Below are 23,356 nucleotides of genomic sequence, written 5' to 3' on the forward strand. Positions count from 1 at the left end.
TATTCTACCCTTGTTTTACCTGAGAGCCGGTTTCCGGTCTTCTCATCGGGACTTTTCGTCCTCTGATATGGTCAGGATAGTCGCCGCCTGTTCGAGACTGCTTAAAAATCGCGGTTAAGAAAACTTTGCATTTCCTGATGGTTATCAAAACCCACCGAGGCATGGTTTCGATGAGGTAAAGCAGATTGTGACAATGCAGCTTTTTCGACGCGGGCAAGTGCATCAAGCTACGGGCAAGGCGGAGCCTGCATGGTGCCGTCTGGCGCGTTGCGCCCTGTGGTGCACCTGTGGAGTTTTCGGATGGTATCGACCTATCTCAGCTACGACCTTATCAATCGCGATATGAAGGCGAGCCTTTCACGCGTGTCGCAGCAGGCAGTGATCGAGCGGCAGGCGAATTATTATAAGGAGAACATCGGCAAGGTAACGTCCGTCGATGAATTCCTCGATAACTATCAGCTCTACTCCTATGCGATGGACGCCTACGGCCTCGGCGAAATGACCTACGCCAAGGCGTTCATGAAGCAGGTTCTGGAAAGCGATCTCAACGACGACAACAGCTTCGCGAACAAGCTGAGCGACGAGCGTTATCGTCAGTTCGCCGCCGCCTTCAATTTCACCTCGTCCACCGCTTCCGTCCAGACCGAGGCGCAGCTCGACAAGATGATCGGCCTATACGATACGTCGATATCGGATTTGGACGACAGCCTTGCCGAGGAGACGCGCTATTACAAGGCGATGATGGGCACTGTTACCAGTGTCGATCAGGTTCTGCGCAATGACAGGCTGCGCGCCTATGTCTTTCAGGTCTTCAGCATCGATGAGTCGACCTATTCCTATGCGCACATCAAGGGCTTGATGACGAGCGACATCGATGACCCCGACAGCTACCTCAATCAGAAATACGGTGCCGCCTTTGAAAGCGCGGTTGAGAAGCTGACGACGAAGGGCAATATCGAGTTGCATGCGCAGGTAACGACCCGCATCGCGGCAATCGACACGGAGCTTCAGGACGCGACTTTGACGGCCGAGGAACGGGCTGAGCTGGAAGAGGAAAAGACCACGCGTCAGGATCAGCTCACACAGCTTGAAGCGGTGCTGCCGCCACAGGATGAATGGGAAGCGACACTTGCGGCGATCAAGGCGGAGCAATCCAAGCTCACCAGCATCGTCAACCAGTACAACAGCATGGCGCAGATTGCCGCCGCGTTCGAGTTCAAGAACGATGGTACCGTTGCTGCGGGTGAGGCGCAGAACGCCGATAATCTCAAGGTCATGACCGACGCCTATCTGATCAGCGCGCCGCGTGTGACGCCGACGGTCGCCACTCTGAACCGCGATTATTTCGAATCGACGATCGGTTCGATCAAGACGGTCAACGAGCTGGTCGCCGACACGCGGCTGCTGAACTACATCAAGATTGCTTTCGATCTCAATGACCTGACGATCGTGACGGCAACGATCAAGAACATCCTGACCAGCGACCTCAACGATCCCAACAATTACATCGCGACCTTCGGCAAGAATGACGAGCGTTATCTCGCTTTGCGCAAGGCCTTCAATTTCCAGACGGACGGCACGCTTGCTGCAGGTGATCTGCCGCAGACGATCACGCAGACGACGACCACCACCAACGGCTACATGGTCCACTACAATGACAAGGATGATGCTGCTGACGAAAACGCCTTGAAACTCTTCAAGAGCGACATCAAGAGCGTCACGTCGGTTTCTGACTTTCTGAGCAGTAGCGCGGTTTACGATTATGCCCTCAAGGCGGTCGGGCTCGATCCGGACAAGGTGAACCCTGCCGATATCCGCAAGGTTCTGACAAGCGATTTGCAGGACAGCAAGAGCTTTGTCTATACGCTCAAGGACGAGCGCTACGTGAAGCTGGCAGATCTGTTCAATTTCAAGTCCGACGGAACGGTCGGTGCGCCGGTTCTGGCGCAGTCCGAGATTGAGATGCAGACCATGGCGTCCGACTATATCAAGGCAAAATCCGCGTTTGGTACAGACAAGGAAAAGGAAGACGCCAAGAAGGAGTCGGAGTACTTCACCACCGAAATGCAGAAGATCAAGACGCTTACGGAATTCCTCGCCAACGACCGGCTGACGGCATTCGCGATGGAATCGATGGGTATCGACCCGGCAAGCGTCACCAAGGATCAGCTCGAGAAGATGTTCGCGTCCGATCTGGACGACGCGGAAAGCTATCTCAATAAGGAGATGGACCCGGTTTTCCGCCGTCTCGTGACAGCCTTTAATTTCGATGCTGATGGCAATCTCATGCGCGAGGATCGCAGCTCGATCCAGACGCGCCGAGGTCTTTACGAGGCGCTCGACAACTACCTGCAACAGACACTCGAAACGCAGGCCGGTGAGGAGAATGCCGGTGTGCGACTGGCGCTCTATTTCCAGCGCATGGCGAGAGAGACGACCTCCTATTACACGATCCTGGCCGATACCGCGATCCAGGAATTCGTCAACACGGCGTACGGTATTCCCGACGAAATGGCGAACGCGGATGTGGATACGCAGGTCACGATGATGCAGAAATACTTCGACATCCAGGACTTTCAGGACCCGGATAAACTCAAGACGCTGATCGCCCGCTTCACCATCATGTATGACAACGAACAGAACGCGAGCGATCCTATCCTGACCCTGTTCAGCGGCGGTTCGGTAGGCATCAGTGCCGAAACGCTGTTTGCCGTCGCCACCCTGAGAGGGGGCTAACGCCTTATCGCGCGGTGAGAACCTTGCCGGGATTCATGATCCCGGCGGGATCGAAGGCGAGCTTGATACGCCGCATCAGGTCCATTTCGATGCCGGAGCGGATCGAGGCCAGCTCGTCACGCTTCAGCTGTCCGATGCCGTGTTCCGCCGAGATCGAGCCGTTCAGCGAAAGAACGATGCCGTGGACGATTTCGTTGACCTCGTGCCAGCGGCTCAGGAACTCGGCCTTGTCGGCGCCGACCGGCTGGGAGATGTTGTAGTGGATATTCCCGTCGCCGAGGTGGCCGAAGGCGCAGACGCGGGCGCCGGGCACAGCGGCGATGACAGCCTTTTCGGCCGTCGCCATGAATTCCGGTATTTTCGAAACCGGCACGGAAACATCGTGCTTGATGGAGCCGCCTTCCGGCTTCTGTGCATCGGACATGCTTTCACGCATATGCCATAAAGCCTTCCGCTGTGCTTCGGACGCGGCAATGACAGCATCCTGAACCAGCCCCGCTTCGAAGCCCTGTTCCAGTAGAGCCTGCATCATCGTTTCGGCGGTTTCGGCGGAATCGGACGTGGAAATGTCGATCAGCGTGTACCATTCATGCGGGCTTTCCAGCGGATCGCGAACGCCGGGAATGTGCTTGGCGGTAAACTCCACGCCGATGCGCGGCATCAGTTCGAAGCCGGTCAGCGCCGTGCCGCACAGGTTGGAGGCCATTTCGAACAACCTGAGGGCGTCGTCTGTGGATTGCAGCCCCGCAAAGGCAACCTGATGACCGAGCGGCGTTGGGAAAAGTTTCAGAACCGCGCCGGTGATGACGCCAAGCGTGCCTTCGGAGCCGATGAACAGATCACGCAGATCGTAACCCGTATTGTCCTTTTTCAACCGGCGCAGGCCGTCCCAGATCTCACCGGTTGGCAATACGACCTCAAGGCCGATGCAGAGGTTGCGCATGTTGCCATAGGCCAGCACGGCAGTGCCGCCCGCATTCGTCGCAAGATTGCCGCCGATACGGCAAGATCCCTGCGAGCCGAGGGAAAGCGGGAAGATGCGGTTGACCTTTTCCGCCGCTTTGTGGATTTCCTCCAGAATGCAGCCGCCATCGGCAACGATGACGTTTGCAACGGGATCGATGTCGCGAATGCGGTTCATGCGCTCGAGGGACAGGATGATGTCGCCGCCATCCGGACGTGGCGTCTGTCCGCCCACGAGTCCGGTGTTTCCGGTCTGCGGCACAATGGGTGTGCCGGTTTCGCTCGCCAGCTTCATGATGGCTGCGACCTCTTCCGTCGAACCCGGCTTGAGCAGGAGCGGAGACGCGCCATGATAAAGCCCCCGGTTTTCCACGAGACGTGGCGCGAGTTCGTCCGCGTCGCGTATGGTGTTCTTCTCGCCGACGATGGCGGTAAAGCGGTCGAGGAGAGCAGGGGAGGCAGAAGCGGTCATTGGCGTCGTCTCTTTGGAACTTGATGGATGGCGGGCGGCCTTGGTATCTCGGATTACGGTCTGGGAGCTGCCGCGCGGGAAAGGCGGTCATTGATCGCTTCGCCAAGACCGTGGTCGGGAATGGCGGTGACGGCGATGCTTGTCGCGCCGGTTGCGTCGGCTGCTTTCAGATAGTCGAAAAGATTGGCGGCAGCTTCCGCAAGATCGCCGGAAGGGCTGAGGTCCAGAACGATCCGCGCGTCGCCTTCGCCATCCACGGAAGCGCTACCGAACCGGATCAGCGCCTCGTCGCGCACCACTGACGTCGCGCCAAGGCGCACGGTTGCGCCGGGGGCGTAATGGGATGCGAGCATGCCGGGTGCCTCGATTGCCGCGGACGCCTTTTCGGGACGCTCAAGCCGGACACCGGCAACACGCTCGATATCCTTAGCGACGATGCCGCCGGGCCGAAGCAGTCTCACCCTGCCGTCACTCTCCACCTTGATGATGGTCGATTCGACGCCGACAGAAGCTGCGCCTCCGTCGAGAATGAGATTGATCCTGGCGCCGAGATCCGCGTCCACATGGAGGGCGCTGGTCGGGCTGATCTTGCCGGAACTGTTGGCGCTTGGAGCTGCCAGCGGTTTGCCGAAATGGCGGATCAGGTCGCCGGCGAAACCCAGCGGTATACGTATGCCGACCGTATCGAGCCCGGCGGTCGCCAGTGAATGAATGCCGCTTCCCTCCTTGAGCGGAAGGACCAGCGTCAGCGGACCGGGCCAGAAGGCCTCCGCCAGTCTGCGGGAAACGGGATCGAACGTCGCATAACGTTCGGCCATGGCGATGTCGGCCATGTGGCAGATCAGCGGGTTGAACTGCGGGCGGCCTTTCGTCTCGTAGATTCGGGCGATGGCTGCCGGATTGGTGGCGTCGGCGGCAAGCCCGTAGACGGTTTCGGTCGGGAGTGCGATGGGCAGGCCACGCGACAGTTCGGCCACGGCCTCTTCCAGCGCAGCGTTCCGCTGGCTCACGATATCGATATGACGCGCCATGATGCTTAACCTTTCAGGCGGTCAATAGCGTATTTCGGGTGGTTCTGGAAAGCTCTATATCGCCCGGATGATCTTGCGCATTTCGTCTGAACGCGCGCCCAGCATCAACACGTTTTTCAGGGCGATCTTCGGATCGTGCGTCTGGAACAGCAGGCCGTCGCGATGGAACGACTTGTTGATCGTCACGCTGCGGTCGGGAAGCACGTCCATGGCAATCGCGAAATACATCCGAGAGTAACGCGGATCGATGTTTTCGAAGAAGTTCTCCGAACCGCTCAGTTCCGCGAAGAAATTTGCGAAGTAGAAAGACCACAGCACATGGCGCTGCGCATCGAAGCTGGTCTTCGATGCGGTGACGTGACAGTAGCCAAGATGCGGCCGGTCATCGAGCAGATGATGGAAGACCATCTTGGGAAAGCGGATGGATTTGTGAAAGGCATTGAGGCGGCTGTGTGTCGCGTCGGCTGCGGCTTCCAGCTTACGGCCTGTGATCTCGGCAACTTCCTCGTGGGTGTAATATGTCCGCTCTCTGGGCAGCCAGCGTTCTTCGTAGCGGGTGATGCGCCCGGTGCGCAGGAATTCGGAATGCGCGGCTTTCGAGCGCACGGGCGTTACCGTCCGTTTGCTCGCATCGAAGTAGCGTATGCGTGTTGCCTTTTCCACGGACCGTACCCTCGTTGCCGTTGATATCCCACTGTAAAATGGGGGGCGTTAAAAGTCCGTTTCGGAGCGTGTGCCGTTTTTCGACGTTTGCGAACCGGGTCGTGTGTCATATTGCGACGCATTGGCAGATGAAATTACCTGCTGGATTCTACTGCGAAATAGGGGAACGCCGGGGATCGGGCGATGTCGCAATTTGTCGCCAATGCGGAAGCCGATGTCGCTGCCTGCGCTGCTGCAAATGCCGGTGGATGTTTAGATATCGGCATGTTCCCGCGGCCCGAGTTGCATCATGCCGGGCGGGGCGGATCAATCGAGGATGTGGCCATGGAATTGCGTGATACCGTATTGCGCCAGCTTAAAAACCGTCGCGAGGGTTTCAGTCTGGAACAGCCCTTCTATACGGATCCGGACTATTTCAAGCTGGATATGGAAACGATCTGGTATCGTGACTGGCTGTTCGTGGCCCATGATTGCGAAGTGCCGAAGCCCGGCAATTACGTTACCGTGCAGGTCGGGGCCTATTCGGTCGTGATCGTCCGCGGTCGCGACGGCGCAATCCGCGCCTTCCACAATTCCTGCCGCCATCGCGGCTCACGCGTCTGCACCTCCCACAAGGGGCAATCGGCCCGTCTCGTCTGTCCCTATCACCAGTGGACCTACGATCTGGACGGCAAGCTGCTTTTCGCCCGCCATATGGGCGATGACTTCGACAAGGCGGAATTCGGTTTGAAATCCGTCGCCTGTGAGAGCGTTGCCGGTTATGTCTTCATCTGTCTTGGCGCGCAGCCTGCCGATTTTTCGCCAGTCCGTGCCGAGGTCGAAAACTACATGGCCCCGCACCGTATCAAGGAGGCCAAGGTCGCGCATGAAAGCACGATCATCGAGAAGGGCAACTGGAAGCTGGTGTGGGAAAACAACCGGGAATGTTACCATTGCGCCGCCAACCATCCTGAACTCTGCCGCACCTATCCAGAAAACCCGAGCGTGACGGGGACGGATGGTGGTGCCAGCGATCCGGAAATCGGCGGCCACTGGGCGCGGTGCGAGGCCGCCGGTCTGCCAAGCCGTTTCAAGATCGACCCGAAAGGCCAGTTCCGCGTTGCCCGTATGCCGTTGATCGGCGATGCCGAAAGCTACACGATGTCGGGCAAGCGCGCCGTGCGTCGCCCGCTTTCGGATGACGTCACAATCAGCCATATCGGTGCGCTGCTTCTGTTCCATTATCCGACGACCTGGAACCATTTCCTCGGCGATCATACCATTTCCTTCCGCGTTCTGCCGCTCAGCGCCGAGGAAACCATGGTCACCACCAAGTGGCTGGTACACAAGGACGCGGTGGAAGGCGTCGATTACGATCTCGAGGACCTGACGCACGTCTGGAACGAGACGAATGACCAGGACCGCCGCATCGTTGAGGAAAACGCTTTCGGCATCCGCTCACCGGCCTATGAGCCCGGCCCTTATTCCATGGAGGACGAGGGAGGCGTGATGCAGTTCGTCAACTGGTACGCCGATTTCATGGTCGACCGGCTGTCCGGCGACAAGGCAAGGCTTTCCGCAGTCGCGTGATCCGAAGATGAATATGGCCGTAAGTTACAAGCACATCGACGAAATGAAGCCGTGGAGCGACAAGCTGCACCTCTTGGAGTGCATTTCGGTCACGCCCGAAACCCCGGATGTCATGACGTTCCTGTTCCGCTCCGAGGACGAGAACTGGTTCCGCTATCTGCCGGGCCAGTTCGTGACACTCGAGCTGCCCGTCGGACAGGAGCCGCTGTTCCGGACCTACACCCTGTCGTCCAGCCCGTCGCGGCCCTATTCCCTTGCGGTCACGGTCAAGGCACAGGGAAACAGCATCGGCACCCGCTGGATGTTCGAGAATCTGAAGCCCGGCATGAAGATCCGTGCGCTCGGACCGCTCGGCGATTTCTCCTATGTCCGCCATCCGGGTGAGAAGTATCTGTTCGTTTCGGCCGGCTCCGGCGTTACGCCCATGATGTCGATGGTGCGCGACATGAGCGACCGTGCGCCGCAAAACGATATCGCCTTCATCAATTGTTCGCGCTCCCCATCCGATATCGTCTTTCGTCACGAACTGGAATATCTGGCACGCTTCATGCCGAAGCTGTCGCTTGGCTTCATCGTGGAAGGTTGTGGCCGAACCGATCTGTGGTCCGGCCTGAAGGGCATGATCGACAAGGCAAAGATCGCGCTGCTGGCGCCGGACTTCATGGATCGTACCGTGTTCTGCTGCGGCCCGGAGCCGTTCATGGCGGCCGTTCGCTCCATGCTCGAGGCGTCGGGCTTCGATATGGCGCGGTATCATCAGGAAAGTTTTGCCCCTGCCGCCCCGGTCTTCGTTGGCGACAGCGCCGTTATCGATGCCGATGGTGAAGGCATGGCGACGGTCGGGTTCACCGTTTCGGGCAAGGAAGCGCCATGCCAGCCCGGCCAGACGATCCTGATGACGGCCCGTTCAGCGGGCGTGCGGATTGGTGCGGCATGCGAATCCGGCATATGCGGCACCTGCCGGGTGCTGAAACTTTCCGGCGAGGTGGAGATGAACCACAATGGCGGCATTCTCGATGAGGAGATCGAGGAAGGCTATATCCTTGCCTGCTGCTCACGACCTCTGACCGATGTGAAGGTCGAGGCCTGACGTCCATCTCCCCCTTCTGGTGTGATGGAACTTATTTTCCCCCTAAGCGTTTGACGGACATCGGGTTCTTTTCGGGTTTCACGGGGCTGACCGTTATTGCCGACAAGAACGGATGATAACCGGCGCGCAGAGCAGCGCGCGACAGAAAACGGAGGAAACACCATGCTGAATTTCCGGACAACGAGCGTCGCCACAGCGCTCGTCGTGTTCCTGACTAGTTTCACGCCGTCGCAGGCGTTTCAGGTGCCGGTTCCAACCCCGAAGCCGGTTTCGTCGGTGTCGGATACTGTCGTGCCGGTCCAGTACCGTGAATGGGACCGTAGAGGGCCGCCACGCGACCGCATGTATCGCCCGCGGCCGCCCCGTGACGGCTACTATAATGGCCACCGCGGCTACCGTGATCGTCGTCCCGGCTACCGTTATCACAACGGTTACTGGTTCCCGCTGGCAGCCTTTACGGCTGGTGCGATCATCGGTGGCGCAGTGCAGCAGCCACGTCCGGTCTATGGTGGAAGCCACGTTGAATGGTGCCAGAACCGCTGGCGCTCGTATCGGGCTTACGACAATTCCTACCAGCCGACCAGCGGCCCGCGCCGCATCTGCGTGTCACCTTACAGCCGTTGATTGTCTGCGAAAGCCCGGATACGTTCCGGGCTTTCTGCTCTCATGACACGGTTCGATAAACGATACGTGATTGCATCGTTAATGCTGGGTTCAGGAGAAAAAGCCTAGCCTGACGCAGTGAAAACCGCGCCAATGCTGATAAATTGGCCGAAATGGGAAGAAAAACTGCTATTATTCACGCGTAACGGCTTATGGACCGTCGTGAATGGAGGAAGTCAGATGAAGAGTTATCTCAAGACTATCTTTGCTGCCGGTCTTTCTGCGATCGTGGTTGCAGGCGCTATCGTTCCGGCCCAGGCCATGCCCTTGCCGGTCGCGCCTCAGAGCGTCCCGACGGCAAGCAATGATGTCGTGAACGTGCAGTATTACCGGGATCGCTACGAGCGTCGTGGATGGTATAACGGCCATCGCGGCTATCGTGACTATCGTCCCGGTTATCGTCATCGTGACGGCTACTGGTTCCCGCTTGCTGCCTTTGCAACGGGCGCAATCATCGGCGGTGCGCTCTCGCAGCCGCGTGAAGTCTACCGTCCCGTACCCGAATACCGGCCGCGTCCCGTGTACCGCGAATATCGTCCAGCCTATCGCGGCGGTATGAGCCGGGCTCATGTGAACTGGTGCGCTGGCCGCTATCGCTCCTATGATGCCTATAGCAACACGTTCCAGCCGTATCACGGCCCGCGTCAGCCCTGCTATTCTCCGTACGGCTGATTGCCAGACATGGCACAGGTCGAGAAAAGCCGCCCGTTTCGGGCGGCTTTTTTGTTTGAGGCTTCAGAGAATACGTGCGCGTTTCAGCACGAACCAGGCCAGCATGACCGATATCACGATGAACACGCTGGCCGAGAGCGTGCCTCCGGTGCCGACCGTAAAAGGCAGCTCGTCCGTGTTCATGCCGAAGAAACCTGTCACCAGCGATGGCGGCAGAAGAAAGGCGGTCATCAGCGACAGGATGTAGAGGTGGCGGTTGGTCTCCGACGATAGCTTGGAATCGACTTCCTCGTGCAGAAGCCGCGCCCTTTCCTGCAGGGCATAGACATCGTGGTCCACGGCCTCCAGGCGCCCCATCAGCCGTGATGCGACGTCCTCGAACCCGTCGGGCATCTCGTCCTCGTCAGCCGCCGAGGCGCGGCGCATCAGGGTCAGCACCGTGCGCAGATGGCGGTGGAGGCGGACGACGGTCCGGCGCAACGGAGCAAGGCGGCGTCGCTCATCCCGCGTCTCGCTGTCGTAGACGATATCCTCGATGGCATTCAGTTGTTCCGTCGTCTCCATCACGAGGCTGATGAGCGAGCGCTGGAATTCCGCAACCAGCCCCTCGAAGACATGCGACGGCGTGATGTAGCGGTTGGCGTTCTTGTCGATTGCCGCCTTCAGGCGATCCACGGAGCGCAGGGGTTGAAGGCGCGTGGTGATGATGAACCGGTCGCTGACGGCAAAATGCAGCCAGCCGAAATCGCGCGTTTCCTGGTCGAATTCCCGCTGAAAATCGACGAGCGTGCCGTAGAGCGACTTTTCGTCGACGGTGATGGAAGGATGGGTTTCATGGGTGGTCAGCGTTGCACGCGCTGCCGGATCAAGGCCGCTGATCGTTTCGAGAAAACCGACCACCCGTTGATCCGCCAGATTGAGGTGCAGCCAGAAAAACCCACCGCAATCCGCAATTTCATCGAAGCGGGCTTCGGGTGCTAGACGTCTGCACGGCGCAGCGTCGGGCTGGAAGTGATAGGCCCAGACGAGGCCGGGGATGACGGGCGTTACGAGATCCATCGTGGCAGTCCTGACCGGCTGGATGGGAGGAGGGGCGGTATTCGCTGTTCTGCACGCAACGGCAGCGACACTGCTGCATCGCTCCGCTCATGCAGAGCAAATTCATGTGACAGTTTTATAACGGGCGTCTTCGATGCAGCGCAGAATTTTCAAATTGACGTTTACGTAAAAATAATTTAGCCCGAAAAAGAGCATAGTACGGAACAGCTTCGGGAGGAGGCAGGATGTATACCGCGCCGGTAGACGAGATCGCGTTCACGCTGAAACATGTCGCAGGTCTTTCAGATGCGTTGGCGAATGCCGCGCTGGGTGACCTCGATGAAGACGTCGTGGATGCCATCCTGCACGAGGCAGGCCGCTTCGCCACGGATCAGGTCGCACCGCTGGCCGACATCGGCGACCGGCAGGGTGCCAGGCTGGTTGATGGCAAGGTCCTGACGCCGGATGGCTGGGCCGATCTCTATCGCCGCTGGGCTGAGGCAGGCTGGAACAGCCTGACCGCTCCGGAGGAATTCGGCGGCCAGAACCTGCCGCATATGCTGAACGTCGCAGCACTTGAAATGTGGAACTCCGGTTCGATGGCTTTCGCGCTCGCTCCGACCTTGACGATGGGCGCGGTCGAAGCATTGGTGGCGCATGGCAGCAACGATCTGAAGCGGGCCTATCTTCCCAAACTCGTTTCAGGTGAATGGACCGGCACGATGAACCTCACCGAACCGCATGCCGGTTCGGACCTCGGCGCGCTCAAGGCGCGTGCCGAGCGAAACGTCGATGGCACCTACAGGATTTTCGGACAGAAGATTTTCATCACCTGGGGCGAACACGACGCGGCGGATAACATCATCCACCTTGTTTTGGCCCGTCTGCCGGATGCGCCCGCCGGAACCAGAGGCATCTCGCTGTTTCTGGTGCCGAAATTCCTTCTCGATGACGACGGACGACCGGCAGGGCGGAACGATGTGTTCTGCCATTCCCTTGAACACAAGTTAGGCATTCACGGCTCTCCCACCTGCACGATGATCTTCGGCGACGGGAAGTTCGGAGAAGGAAAAGGTGCGCTTGGCTGGCTGGTAGGCGAGGAGAACAAGGGGCTTGCCTGCATGTTCACCATGATGAACAATGCTCGTCTCGCCGTCGGCATGCAGGGCGTTGCGATCTGCGAAGCGGCGACACAGAAGGCGATCGCCTACGCAAAGGAGCGCACGCAGGGCAAGGCGCCCGGCTGGCAGGGCTCCGGCATGAGCCCTATCATCGAACATCCCGATGTCGCCAGAGCGCTTCTGACGATGAAGGCGCTGACGCAAGGGTCTCGCGCCATTTCCTTCAGCTGCGCTCATGCCCTCGATATGGCGCATGCGGCTGAGGATGCGGCGCAGCGCGCTCACTGGCAGGAGCGCGCTGCGCTTTTGACCCCAATCGCCAAATCCTTCTCCACCGATGCCGGGGTCGATGTGGCCTCCATGGGCATTCAGGTGCACGGCGGCATGGGCTTCATCGAGGAAACCGGCGCAGCCCGCTATCTGCGCGACGCCCGCATCGCCCCGATCTACGAAGGCACCAACGGCATTCAGGCCATCGATCTGGTGATGCGCAAGCTACCGCTGTCGGGCGGCGAGCAGGTGCGCGGCTTCATTCGGGAATTGCGGCAGATTGTAGCCCGGCTTTCCGCGTCCAATCGGGATGACCTCGGGAAGACATCGACCTATCTGGAAACGAGCCTCGGTGATCTCGAAACTACGACGGAATGGCTTCTGGAGCAGATCAAGACCGGTGAAACCGATACGGCACTAGCCGGAGCAACATCCTATCAGCGCCTCTTCGGGCTAGCGCTGACCGGTGCCTATCTCGCCAAGGGCGCACTGGCCTCAGTAGACGATGGCAACGGCGCAAACCGTGCTTCGCTCTGCAGATTCAGCGCGGAAAACCTGCTGGCTGAAACCGCCGCGCTGAAAGACCGCGTCATCAATGGTGCCGCAAGCCTCGCAGCGGCGCGCGCCGTGCTGGGTTGAAGGAGCCGACATGTCTGACGATCATATTCTTGTCGAACGGATCGATGGCGCATCCGGCGTTTTGACCATCCGCTTCAACCGGCCGGAAAAGAAAAACGCCATTACCGATGCGATGTATCGGCGGATGGCGGAAGCGCTTGTCGCGGCCAATGCCGACCCGGATATTCGCGTTGTCGCCTTTCTGGGCACCGAAGGATGCTTTTCCGCCGGCAACGACATGGCGGATTTTCTGGCCTTTGCGATGTCGGGCGGCAAGGGCAAGCTCGCTGTTCTCGATTTCCTGCAGGCTCTGGCGACATTTCAAAAGCCGCTGGTGTCGGGTGTGGACGGTCTGGCGATCGGTATCGGAACCACCCTTCACCTGCACTGTGACATGACGGTTGCCTCTGCCCGCAGCCTGTTCAAGACGCCCTTCGTCGATCTGGCGCTGGTGCCGGAAGCGGCCTCTAGCCTGCTGGTGCCGAGGATCGTTGGTCATCAGCGCGCCTTTGCACTGCTGGCAATGGGAGAGGGCTTTTCCGCAGGTGAGGCTCTTTCAGCCGGACTGATCTGGAAGGTGGTCGAGCCGGGCGCGGTGGAGGGCGAAACGCTTGCCATCGCCACGCGTCTTGCCGCAAAGCCGCCGGAGGCCTTGAAGATTGCCCGTGATCTGCTGCGAGGCAAACCGGATGAGGTTCTGGCCCGGATCGAGGAGGAGGCCCGGCATTTCACCGCGCGGCTGCAAAGCGCTGAGGCGCGGGCGGCTTTCGAGGCATTCATGCGCCGTTAAGCGTGCCTGCGGGAATTTCCCACAGTTAAGGAACCCGGCAATATCTGCCGGGTTAGATCGCGGGAAACATCGTCAGCCGAAAGCCGTCATCCATGCGAAAAACTGTCTTCGCCGCAATTGCAATGATCCTGTCCGCCAACGTCGCGGAGGCCTCGGCACTGACCCCGCAGATGTCGCTTCCTGCCGGGCAGGATATCATCCTCGCCCAGTCGGTCATCACGCAGGATGATGGCCCGAACTACAACTCCGGTTACGACCGCCAGCGTCAACGGCGGGAACGGTTCGTCTGTGTCGTTACCCCACCAGCCAGCGCCAACCGCAGCCGGCCCTACGTCTGCCCCGTCCAGCAGGGGCGTGTCGGTGGACGCTGCCGCTGCTCCGGTGTCGTGGGCAACGGCAACATCGATACCGCGTGGTAACTACTTCTCCAGCGTGGCGACGGCTTCCACATGTGGCGACCAGAGGAACTGGTCGACGGGCGTCACGCGGGTAAGGCGGTAGCCGCCTTCGATCAAAATGGCGAGATCTCGCGCCAGCGTCAGGGGATTGCAGCTGACGGCAACGATCTTCTTCACCGTGCTGCGCGCCAGTTCCTTGCACTGGAATTCCGCGCCCGCACGCGGCGGATCGAACACCACGGCATCGTAGTTCTTCAGTTCGCTCGTCATCAGCGGGCGTCGGAACAGGTCGCGCTTCTCAACGCTGACCGGCTTCAGTCCCTGCGTGTTGCGGGCGGCGAAATCCAGCGCCTTCAATGGCTTGTCCTCCGCTTCCACGGCATGCACCTTGCCGATGCGCGCCAGTCTCAGCGCAAACGTGCCCGTCCCGGCAAACAGATCGGCGATGCGCTTCGACTTGCCGACATGGGCAAGCACCAGCTCCGCCATCGCATCTTCCGCCTCTTTCGTGGCTTGCGTGAAGGCTCCGGCGGGCGGCGATACCGGGACGCCGCCAAAATCGAGCAAAGGCTTCTGCGGTTCGATCAGGATTTCACCAGACAGCGAGACACGGGCGATGCCGCGCATGGAAAGCACGGTTTCGGTGAGCGTACGGCGCTGCTTGTCACTGATGGATTTGATGCCTTCGATGGAAATGTCGAGGCCGGACAGCGTTTCCAGCACCGTCATGCGAAACGGTTCGGTGTTGGACGGCAGCGTGATGCCGATGGCCCGCAGTGCATCGAGCCGCGACACGATACCGGGCGAGGTCACGGGACATTCCTCGATGGCGACGATGTGGTGGCTGTTGGCCTGGCTGAAGCCGAGCAGCAGTCCCTTTTCCGTCTTGCGGGCGGCGAACACCGCGCGGCGGCGCTCGCCGGGGCGACAGATGACCAGATCGTCCACCTCGGGAGTGAGTCCCTTCGATTTTAGGGCGGAAACGACGAGATCGCGTTTGAAACTGCGATAGGGAGCATCGGCCAGATGTTGCAGGGAGCATCCCCCGCAGGTGCCGTTCTTGCCGTCAGGTCCGAAATGGCGACAGGCAGGCTCGCGGCGGTCTGACGAGGCGTCCGCAATCGACATGACTGTGCCATGATCCTTGACGCGTGCAATGGCCACGGTTTCGCCGGGCAGGGCGAAAGGCACATACACCGTCCCGTCGGGGCAGTGCGCGATGCCATCGCCCTGTGCACCGAGGGTTTTGATTGTGACCGTCTGCGTGCTCATGGCTTTTCGCCTCCGAGAAGAAATTCGATATTGCCGTCTCCACCGGAAATCGGTGAGGGGATGAGGCCGAGGCTTTTCCAGCCCATGTCCTCCGTGAGCCAGCGCTCCAGCTCGGCGGCGACCGCCGGTGCCGTTTCCGGCTCCTTCAGCAGACCCGCCTTGCTGATGGCGTCACGGCCGGCCTCGAATTGCGGTTTGACTAGCAATGCGGCACGACAGCCCGGTGCGGCAAGCTGCAATGCCGGGGCCAGCGCCAGCTTGAGGGAAATGAACGACACGTCGGAAACGATGAAATCGATCTCCCGGTCGTCTATGTCGTCGTCTGTCAGGTAGCGGGCATTCAGCCCTTCGAGATTGGTGACGCGGGGGTCATTCTCGACGCGGGGATGCATCTGGCCATGGCCGACATCGATAGCGGTCACATGTTTTGCGCCGCGCTGCAGCAGCACCTCCGTGAAGCCGCCGGTCGATGCGCCGACATCCAGGCATTCACAGCCGGAGGGGTCCAGCTTGAAATGGTCGAGCGCGGCAACAAGTTTCAGCGCAGCTCGTGAAACGTAGTCCTGCGCAGGATCGCTGATGACGATCTCGGCGGCTGCAGCGACGCTGAGGCTGGGCTTTGTGATGACCTTGCCATTGACGCTGACAGTGCCGCGTGTAACGGCGTCGCGCGCCCGCGAGCGGCTGGCGAAGTGGCCAAGCGACACGAGAAGCTGGTCAAGCCGTTCATTTTCAGATGTTTTGGACATGGCGAACGTCAATGACTGCCAAAACACGCGGATGCAAGCGATTTATCGCTATTTCGTCCCGACAATGCCGCAGGCAGCCCGTTACCACCCGGAGCGCGTGTTCCAGGGTGTTATACAGCACAACCAATTAATCCAATTTAAAGGCTTGTCGTGCACTGTCCGACCAACGGTCTGTGCGGCCATTGGAATTGCCATGAAGGCGCCTTCTCCAAATTCGTGAATTGTAGCCGTTGCGGCTCCCACGCCTGCCTTTCGGGCGTGCCTGCGGCGGTACGCTGAGAGAGCCTGCGATGTCGCTGAAAAACCTCCCGATCAATATCAAGCTTATTGCCACGTTCCTAACCCTGATGAGCGTCTGTCTCATCGCCTCCGCCGTTGTCTTCTGGCAGACGTTGGGAAGCGAGCGGATTGCAATTGAAAACAACAGAACCAACGACATCATTCAGGCGGTGGACGCCGCCAAGGCCGCGATGCTCGAGCAGGCTGTCAACCAGCGCGGCTTTCTGCTGTTTCGCAGCGACAGCACCTACAACGACGTTTTCGCTCAGCGCGAACTGATGCTGAAGAAGCTTGCGGAGGCGCGGACACTCGCTGCCGGCAGGCCGGAAATCCTCAAGGCTATCGATGAGATGCAGTCCACGGCGACAGTTTTCTTCAAGGAACTGGCAGAGCCGCAGATCGCAGCGCGTAAGACCACTGAGGCGCCGATCTCCGAGATCATCGAAATCGGCCGCAATCAGGCCAAGGGTCAGCTCGATGGTTTCCGCGCAGCGGCGGCCCGGATCAACGAGCAGCTTGACGGCCTCTCCAGTTCCTATTCGCAGGAACAGGCCCATGCCGCTGACAAACTGAAGATCGCGCTGCTTGGCGGCGGCGCCGTCGCCGGTCTGCTGGCCGTTTGCCTGATCTGGGCTCTGTCGCGGGCGATCGTTACGCCGATCGTTGGTATGACGGCTGCGATGAGCAAGCTGGCCGAAGGCGATCTTGCCACTGAAGTTCCGGCCGTGGATCGCCAGGACGAAGTCGGCAAGATGGCGAAGGCCGTGCTGGTCTTCAAGGAAGCCGGACTGGAAAAGTCCCGCCTCGCTGGCGAAACCGAGCGCATGCGCTCCGTCACCGAGAACGAGCGCCGCAGAAATGAAGAAGAGAAGGCACGCGACGAGGCGGCCAACACCTTCGCCCGCGACGAGCTTGGCAAGGGACTTGCCGCTCTTGCAGATGGCGATCTGGCCTACCGGATCGACGCGCCTTTCGCGCCGGCGATCGAGCCTATCCGCCATGATTTCAACAACGCCGTAACGAAACTCCAGCAGGCATTGCGCGCGGTTGGCGAGAATGCAGCGGCCATCAATGCCGGTGCTTCGGAGATGCTGTCGGCTGCCGATGACCTCTCCCGCCGCACCGAGCAGCAGGCCGCCTCCATCGAGGAAACTGCAGCCGCACTGGAAGAAGTCACGACAACGGTCCGCGACTCAGCCAGAGGCGCGGAAGAAGCTGGCAGCCTGGTCCAGCGTGCGCGCACCGGTGCCGAGCAATCCGGTGTGGTCGTCCGCAAGGCCGTCGCCGCCATGAAGGAAATCGAAAAGTCCTCCGGCGAAATCGGCAACATCATCGGTGTCATCGACGATATCGCCTTCCAGACGAACCTTCTGGCGCTGAATGCAGGCGTTGAAGCCGCCCGCGCCGGTGAGGCAGGCAAGGGCTTCGCCGTCGTTGCCCAGGAAGTGCGCGAACTGGCACAGCGTTCCGCCAATGCAGCCAAGGAAATCAAGAGCCTGATCGGCGCATCCAGCCAGCAGGTCGAAAACGGCGTCAATCTGGTCGACGAGACCGGCAAGGCGCTGGAGCGCATCGTCGCGGAAGTCGAGGAAATCAACTCGCATGTCAGCGCCATCGTCACAGCAGCCCGCGAACAATCGACCGGCCTGCAGGAAATCAACACGGCCGTGAACACCATGGATCAGGGCACGCAGCAGAATGCCGCGATGGTCGAACAGCAGACGGCGGCAAGCCATGCTCTGGCCCGTGAAGCCGAGGCGCTGAACGGTCTGCTTGGCCAGTTCCGGATGGGTAGCATGGGTGGTTCGTCCGCAACCCGCACCGCAGCCGCGCCGCGCTCGTCCGCACAGCCGGCTTTCCAGCCTGCCGCAGCAGCACCGATAAAGAAGGCAGCCCCGATCAAGGCCGCTTCTCCAGCAGCTCGCCCCGTTGCTTCGCCCGCTCGCGCACTCGGTCAGAGCCTGGCGCGTGCCTTCGGTGCCAAGCAGGAAACCGCCGTGTCCGCCAAGGAGCAGGACTGGACCGAGTTCTGAGACATTCCGATACGGATCGTTAAATAAAAAACCTCCGCGAAGTGATCTTCGCGGAGGTTTTTCTTTTTCGACCGTGTGGCGAAAGCTTGGCTATCCTGCGAACCCGACGTCGATCTGACGCTGTCCAAGCGCGTTGAAGACAGTGGACACGATGCCAGCGCGATCCAGACCGGCATCGGCATACATGGTTTCCGGCTTGGCCTGCTCTACCCAGAGATCGGGGAGGGTCAGCGTCCTTACCTTCGGGCCATGGTCGAGCAATCCGGCAGATGCCATGAAATGCAGGACATGCGCGCCGAAACCGCCGACGGAGCCTTCTTCGATTGTCACCAGAACCTCGTGATGAGCCGCCAGCTGGCGGATCAGATCGAGATCGAGCGGCTTGGCAAAGCGCGCATCGGCGACGGTAGTGGAAAGTCCTGCGGCATCGAGATCCTCCGCCGCTGCGAGGCATTCGGCAAGTCGTGTTCCGAATGACAGAAGCGCAACCTTGGTGCCTTCCTTGATGATCCGGCCCTTGCCGATCTCAAGAATCTGACCGCGTGCAGGCATTTCGATACCTACGCCTTCACCGCGCGGATAGCGGAACGAAATCGGGCCTTCGTCATAGGCGGCTGCCGTGCGCACCATGTGCTTCAGTTCGGCCTCGTCGGATGCCGCCATCACCACCATGCCGGGCAGGGTGGCGAGGAATGTGGTATCGAACGAGCCCGCATGGGTCGGACCGTCCGCGCCGACGAAACCGGCGCGGTCGATGGGGAAACGAACCGGCAGATTCTGGATCGCCACGTCATGCACCACCTGATCGTAACCGCGCTGCAGGAACGTGGAGTAGAGCGCGCAGAACGGCTTGTAGCCATCCGCGGCGAGCCCCGCGGCGAACGTCACCGCATGCTGCTCGGCAATGCCGACATCGAAAGTGCGCGACGGGAAAAGGTCGGCAAGTTTATCCAGCCCCGTGCCATTCGGCATAGCGGCGGTGACGCCGACGATCTTCTCGTCAAGCGTTGCCTCCTGCACGAGAGCTTCGGCAAAAACGCTGGTGTAGCTCGGAGCGTTCGGCTTGGCCTTCGCCTGTGCGCCGGTGATGACGTCGAACTTGTTGACGCCGTGATACTTGTCCGCGGCCGCCTCGGCAGGCGCGTAACCCTTGCCCTTCTGCGTGACCACATGGATGAGGACCGGCCCCTTCTGGTTATCGCGTACGTTGCGCAGCACCGGCAGAAGATGGTCGAAGGAATGGCCGTCGATCGGGCCGATATGGTAGAATCCCAGTTCCTCGAACAGCGTACCGCCGGTCACATAACCGCGGGCATGGGTAACGGCGCGGGTAATCGCCCGGTCGACTGTCTTGCCGAGGTAAGCCGTCAGTTTCTTGCCGAAATCGCGGAAGCCCATATAGGTCCGGCCTGATGCGAGACGGGCGAGATAGGCGCTCATCGCGCCGGTTGGCGGCGCAATCGACATGTCGTTGTCGTTGAGAATGACGATCAGCCGCGCGTCGAGCGCACCGGCGTTATTGAGCGCCTCGAATGCCATGCCGGCCGACATCGAGCCGTCGCCGATCACGGAGATCACCTTGCGGTCGCTCTTGTCCAGCCCGGCGGCCACGGCCATGCCCAGCCCCGCGGAAATCGATGTGGACGAGTGGCCAGCGCCAAAATCGTCATATTCGCTTTCTGCGCGGCGCGTGAATCCCGAAAGACCGCCTTCCTGACGTAGCGTGCGGATACGGTCACGCCTGCCCGTCAGTATCTTGTGCGGATAACACTGGTGCCCGACATCGAAGATCAGCCGGTCTTCCGGCGTGTTGAACACTTTGTGGATGGCAATCGTCAGTTCGACAACACCGAGGCCAGCCCCCAGATGGCCGCCCGTACTCGACACGGCATCGATCATCTCGTCGCGCAGTTCCCTTGCCAGTTGTGGCAGGTCGCGATCATCGATGTCCTTGAGGTCGGATGGGAATTTCACCCGGTCAAGCAATGGTGTCTCTGGCATTCCGGTCAATCGTTCGGCCTTTTCTTGTCATGGGCGAAGCGCGTCCCTGTCATTCCCATGAGGGGCGTTCGGCTCTGCATGTCGTTCACTTCTATCGAATTTCAACCCTCGGGCAAAGGGACAAACTCTTCTTCGTCTCCCGGAACGATATCGAAGCGCCCGGTTCTCCACTCCTGTTTGGCTTGCTCTATGCGTTCTTTTGATGACGAAACGAAGTTCCACCAGATGTACCGGCGTGAGTTGAGCGCCGCGCCACCGAAGATCATGATGTGACAGCCGTTCGCCCCACCCTTCAGTGTGATGTCATCGCCGGGACGGAACACGAGCAATTGATCCGCCGCAAACACGTCGCCCGCAACCTCGAGAGAACCGGAGAGAATGTAGATCGCCCGTTCCTCGTGATTGGCGGAGAACGGAAATTTGACGCCCGGCTCGAGGCTGATGTCCACATAGAGCGTATCGGTAAAGGCAGAAACGGGAGAGTTCATGCCTTCGAAACTGCCGATCACGACGCGGCCTGACACGCCTTTCGTATCGATCAGCGGCATGTGCTCCTTTCCGGTGTGGGAGAAGGCCGGGTCGATCTCTTCCATGTTATCTGGTAGGGCGAGCCACGTCTGCAGACCGGACATGGAAAGCGGATGGCCGCGCAGGTTTTCCGGCGTCCGCTCCGAATGCACGATGCCGCGCCCGGCCGTCATGAGGTTGATGTCTCCTGGCCGGATGACAAGTTCCGTGCCGAGACTGTCACGATGCTTGATTTCACCGTCGAACAGATAGGTGACGGTGGAAAGTCCGATATGCGGGTGCGGTTTGACGTCGAGCGCTTCCCCGGCTTTGAGGATTGCCGGTCCCATGCGGTCGAAAAAGATGAATGGGCCGACGAGCCTGCGCTGCCGGGTGGGCAGCGCCCGCCGCACGGCAAAACCGCCAATGTCGCTGGAGCGCGGGATGATGAGGTTTTCGATGGCGTCGCAGGCGAATGCATCGCCCGCGGCCGGGTCGTTTCCGGGGAAGAAGGACATTGAAAGCTCCTCTTGATCGTTGCGCGAAAGTCTATCACGAACGGCAGAGGATGGGAGCGTTCGCTACCGAACGCTGTGTCACCCGGTTCGTTTGCCTGTTCTTGGGCGTTATTCGCCGTCCAGCGGCTCCACGCCCTGCGGTTTTCCAGCACGGTCGAGGCGGATTTTCTCGATCCGCTTCTCGGCGGCATTCAGCAGGGTTTCGCAATGCTTCTTCAAGGCTTCGCCGCGTTCGTAGATTGCGATGGACTCGTCAAGCGCAACATCTCCGCGCTCGAGGCGTGCGACAATGCTTTCCAGCTCGGCGACGGCCTTTTCAAAGGAATAACCGCTGACATCGGCTGTGTTGGCATTTTCCGTCATTTTCAACCCTTCATCATTCTCAAGATATGCATGGCTGCCGATTCCGCCAGCCCTTCAAGATCATAGCCGCCTTCGAGCAGGCTGACGACCCGGTTCGAGGCGTATTTGTCAGCCATTTCCAGAAGGCGGCCCGTTGCCCAGTCGAAATCCTCACCCACCAGATTGATATGCGCCAGCGGGTCGCGGTGATGCGCGTCGAAACCGGCGGAGATGATAATCAGATCAGGAGAGAAATCGGCAATCGCCGGCAGGACGCGGGACTTGAATGCCTCACGGAAATGATCGCTGCCGGTATTGGGCGACAGCGGCGCATTGACGACGTTGTTCTTGACGCCCGTCTCGTTCTTGTCGCCGCTCCAGGGATAAAGCGGCATCTGATGCGTGGAACAGAACAGCACGGACGTGTCGTTCCAGAAGATGTCCTGCGTGCCATTGCCGTGATGGACGTCCCAGTCAACGATGGCGACGCGTTCCGCGCCGTGCACCTTCTGTGCATGGCGGGCGGCGATGGCGGCGTTGTTGAACAGACAGAAGCCCATGGCCTTCGCCGTCTCGGCGTGGTGGCCGGGTGGGCGCCCGGCGACGAAAACATTGTCGGCATTGTGGGAAAACACGTCGTCCACGCCCGCCATCGCCGCACCGATGCCGGTCAAGGCGGCTTGCAGGCTCTTCGGCGAGGCATAGGTGTCCGCTTCGATGCGGTTGATCTCGCCGTCTTCTTCCGGAATGGAGCGCATCACCGAAAGAAGGTGTTCTTCCGGATGCGCCAGGAGCACGGCATCCTCGTTCGCCTGCGGCGCCTGTTTGCGCTCCAGCCGTTCGAAATTCGGATGCTCCAGCGCGATGTTCAGGGAACGCAGGCGGTCGGGCCGCTCGGGATGCCCTTCGGGCGTGATATGCTCGAGAAAGATCGGATGCTCGTAGAGGCGTGTCGCCATTCTGTTTCTCCCGCAGACCGGTCTGTCAGGCGCGCTGCGGCAGAAGCGGATAACCGGCCATGACGGCGCGTCCGGCGAGTGCGGCCAGAAGCGCCTTCAGCGCATCACCCGGAATGAAGGCCATCGAGCCGAGAAAGGCCTTGCTGAAACCCATGCCTGTGGCAAAGGCGAGGTAGGTGATGCCGAAGGCATACAGAACGACCACACCGCCAATCAGGCTTGCGATGAAGAAGCCTGTACCCTGCGCCAGCGCTGACTGGCTGCGGTTGACGAACTTTTCAGAAAGATAGCCGGTCGTGAAGGCCGCTGCGATCCAGCCGATCAGGTAACCCGTTGTCGGGGTGTAGAAAATCGAAAGCCCGCCACGTCCGCCCGAAAGCACCGGCAAGCCGATGGCCGCGATGAGGATCGTCAGCAGTACGGCCAGCGTGCCGCGTTTTGCACCGAGAATGACACCTGCCAGCATGACGCCGAGCGACTGTGCCGTGATCGGCACGGGAATGAAGCCGAGGGTGATCGGCGGCAGAAGCCCCAGCGCGATGATGATGGCGGAAAACAGCGAGATCAGCACAAGGTCACGGGTTTTCATGGCGACGGGCTCC

Annotated in this window: 20 protein-coding genes; 9 read left to right on the forward strand and 11 right to left on the reverse strand. The window is 60.1% G+C overall.

The window, feature by feature from the left end:
- The first annotated feature begins 300 nt into the window (after positions 1–300).
- A complete protein-coding gene (locus N7578_RS12510) occupies positions 301–2,736 on the forward strand; it encodes a DUF1217 domain-containing protein (RefSeq protein ID WP_311110643.1) in 2,436 nt (811 codons plus the stop codon).
- 4 nt (positions 2,737–2,740) lie between these two features.
- Here N7578_RS12510 and N7578_RS12515 read toward each other — a convergent pair whose 3' ends face one another.
- From N7578_RS12515 to N7578_RS12525, 3 genes are read right to left on the reverse strand one after another with little or no spacing between them, the layout of a single operon-like run.
- Positions 2,741–4,171, reverse strand: a complete 1,431-nt coding sequence (locus N7578_RS12515; protein ID WP_311110644.1) for an FAD-binding oxidoreductase — start codon at positions 4,169–4,171, stop codon at positions 2,741–2,743.
- 53 nt (positions 4,172–4,224) lie between these two features.
- Positions 4,225–5,202, reverse strand: coding sequence for an L-threonylcarbamoyladenylate synthase (locus N7578_RS12520; RefSeq protein WP_311110645.1), 978 nt, complete (start codon positions 5,200–5,202; stop codon positions 4,225–4,227).
- A 54-nt stretch (positions 5,203–5,256) separates the two neighbouring features.
- The gene (locus tag N7578_RS12525) at positions 5,257–5,865 is read right to left on the reverse strand and encodes a DUF6656 family protein (protein ID WP_311110646.1); all 609 of its coding nucleotides are present in this window, start codon (positions 5,863–5,865) and stop codon (positions 5,257–5,259) included.
- Between the two features lie 324 nt (positions 5,866–6,189).
- Here N7578_RS12525 and N7578_RS12530 point away from each other — a divergent pair, with 324 nt between their 5' ends.
- The 4 genes from N7578_RS12530 (at position 6,190) to N7578_RS12545 (ending at position 9,859) form a co-directional block, all read left to right on the forward strand.
- Positions 6,190–7,434: an aromatic ring-hydroxylating dioxygenase subunit alpha gene (locus tag N7578_RS12530; protein ID WP_311112493.1), complete on the forward strand. Its 1,245-nt coding sequence runs from the start codon at positions 6,190–6,192 to the stop codon at positions 7,432–7,434.
- Positions 7,435–7,441: 7 nt separating this feature from the next.
- Positions 7,442–8,524: a hybrid-cluster NAD(P)-dependent oxidoreductase gene (locus N7578_RS12535; protein ID WP_311110647.1), complete on the forward strand. Its 1,083-nt coding sequence runs from the start codon at positions 7,442–7,444 to the stop codon at positions 8,522–8,524.
- Positions 8,525–8,686: 162 nt separating this feature from the next.
- Positions 8,687–9,148 (forward strand): BA14K family protein, encoded by a 462-nt coding sequence (locus tag N7578_RS12540; protein ID WP_311110648.1) that lies wholly within the window; start codon positions 8,687–8,689, stop codon positions 9,146–9,148.
- A gap of 219 nt (positions 9,149–9,367) precedes the next feature.
- A complete protein-coding gene (locus tag N7578_RS12545) occupies positions 9,368–9,859 on the forward strand; it encodes a BA14K family protein (RefSeq protein ID WP_311110649.1) in 492 nt (163 codons plus the stop codon).
- 63 nt (positions 9,860–9,922) lie between these two features.
- Here the strand turns inward: N7578_RS12545 and N7578_RS12550 are convergent, their stop codons facing one another.
- On the reverse strand, positions 9,923–10,918 hold the full coding sequence (locus tag N7578_RS12550; protein WP_311110650.1) for a transporter: 996 nt from the start codon (positions 10,916–10,918) through the stop codon (positions 9,923–9,925).
- Positions 10,919–11,142: 224 nt separating this feature from the next.
- On the opposite strand from N7578_RS12550, the gene N7578_RS12555 reads away from it, so the two are divergent.
- The 3 genes from N7578_RS12555 to N7578_RS12565 all read left to right on the forward strand — a co-directional run bounded on the left by N7578_RS12555 (position 11,143) and on the right by N7578_RS12565 (position 14,115).
- Positions 11,143–12,927 (forward strand): acyl-CoA dehydrogenase, encoded by a 1,785-nt coding sequence (locus N7578_RS12555; protein WP_311110651.1) that lies wholly within the window; start codon positions 11,143–11,145, stop codon positions 12,925–12,927.
- A 10-nt stretch (positions 12,928–12,937) separates the two neighbouring features.
- Entirely contained in the window at positions 12,938–13,696 is a 759-nt protein-coding gene (locus N7578_RS12560) for a crotonase/enoyl-CoA hydratase family protein (RefSeq protein ID WP_311110652.1), read from the forward strand.
- Between the two features lie 92 nt (positions 13,697–13,788).
- Positions 13,789–14,115 carry a hypothetical protein gene (locus tag N7578_RS12565; protein ID WP_311110653.1) on the forward strand — a complete coding sequence of 109 codons (327 nt, stop codon included), beginning with the start codon at positions 13,789–13,791 and terminating at the stop codon, positions 14,113–14,115.
- Here N7578_RS12565 and N7578_RS12570 read toward each other — a convergent pair whose 3' ends face one another.
- Positions 14,116–15,366: a class I SAM-dependent RNA methyltransferase gene (locus N7578_RS12570; protein ID WP_311110654.1), complete on the reverse strand. Its 1,251-nt coding sequence runs from the start codon at positions 15,364–15,366 to the stop codon at positions 14,116–14,118.
- On the reverse strand, positions 15,363–16,115 hold the full coding sequence (locus tag N7578_RS12575) for a TlyA family RNA methyltransferase (RefSeq protein ID WP_311110655.1): 753 nt from the start codon (positions 16,113–16,115) through the stop codon (positions 15,363–15,365). The genes N7578_RS12570 and N7578_RS12575 overlap by 4 nt, the downstream gene beginning before the upstream one ends.
- A gap of 290 nt (positions 16,116–16,405) precedes the next feature.
- Between N7578_RS12575 and N7578_RS12580 the strand changes: the two genes are divergently transcribed.
- Positions 16,406–18,427 (forward strand): methyl-accepting chemotaxis protein, encoded by a 2,022-nt coding sequence (locus tag N7578_RS12580; protein WP_311110656.1) that lies wholly within the window; start codon positions 16,406–16,408, stop codon positions 18,425–18,427.
- 90 nt (positions 18,428–18,517) lie between these two features.
- Here the strand turns inward: N7578_RS12580 and dxs are convergent, their stop codons facing one another.
- The 5 genes from dxs to N7578_RS12605 all read right to left on the reverse strand — a co-directional run bounded on the left by dxs (position 18,518) and on the right by N7578_RS12605 (position 23,343).
- Positions 18,518–20,437: a 1-deoxy-D-xylulose-5-phosphate synthase gene (gene dxs / locus N7578_RS12585; RefSeq protein ID WP_311110657.1), complete on the reverse strand. Its 1,920-nt coding sequence runs from the start codon at positions 20,435–20,437 to the stop codon at positions 18,518–18,520.
- 92 nt (positions 20,438–20,529) lie between these two features.
- Positions 20,530–21,453, reverse strand: a complete 924-nt coding sequence (locus N7578_RS12590) for a pirin family protein (RefSeq protein WP_311110658.1) — start codon at positions 21,451–21,453, stop codon at positions 20,530–20,532.
- Positions 21,454–21,561: 108 nt separating this feature from the next.
- The gene (locus N7578_RS12595; protein WP_003503059.1) at positions 21,562–21,816 is read right to left on the reverse strand and encodes an exodeoxyribonuclease VII small subunit; all 255 of its coding nucleotides are present in this window, start codon (positions 21,814–21,816) and stop codon (positions 21,562–21,564) included.
- A 2-nt stretch (positions 21,817–21,818) separates the two neighbouring features.
- Entirely contained in the window at positions 21,819–22,754 is a 936-nt protein-coding gene (locus tag N7578_RS12600; protein WP_311110659.1) for a histone deacetylase family protein, read from the reverse strand.
- 25 nt (positions 22,755–22,779) lie between these two features.
- Entirely contained in the window at positions 22,780–23,343 is a 564-nt protein-coding gene (locus N7578_RS12605; RefSeq protein WP_311110660.1) for a biotin transporter BioY, read from the reverse strand.
- Positions 23,344–23,356: the final 13 nt, after the last annotated feature.

Origin of the sequence: Agrobacterium tumefaciens, assembly GCF_031801495.1 — a bacterium.
In the GTDB taxonomy this organism is placed as follows: domain Bacteria; phylum Pseudomonadota; class Alphaproteobacteria; order Rhizobiales; family Rhizobiaceae; genus Agrobacterium; species Agrobacterium tumefaciens_K.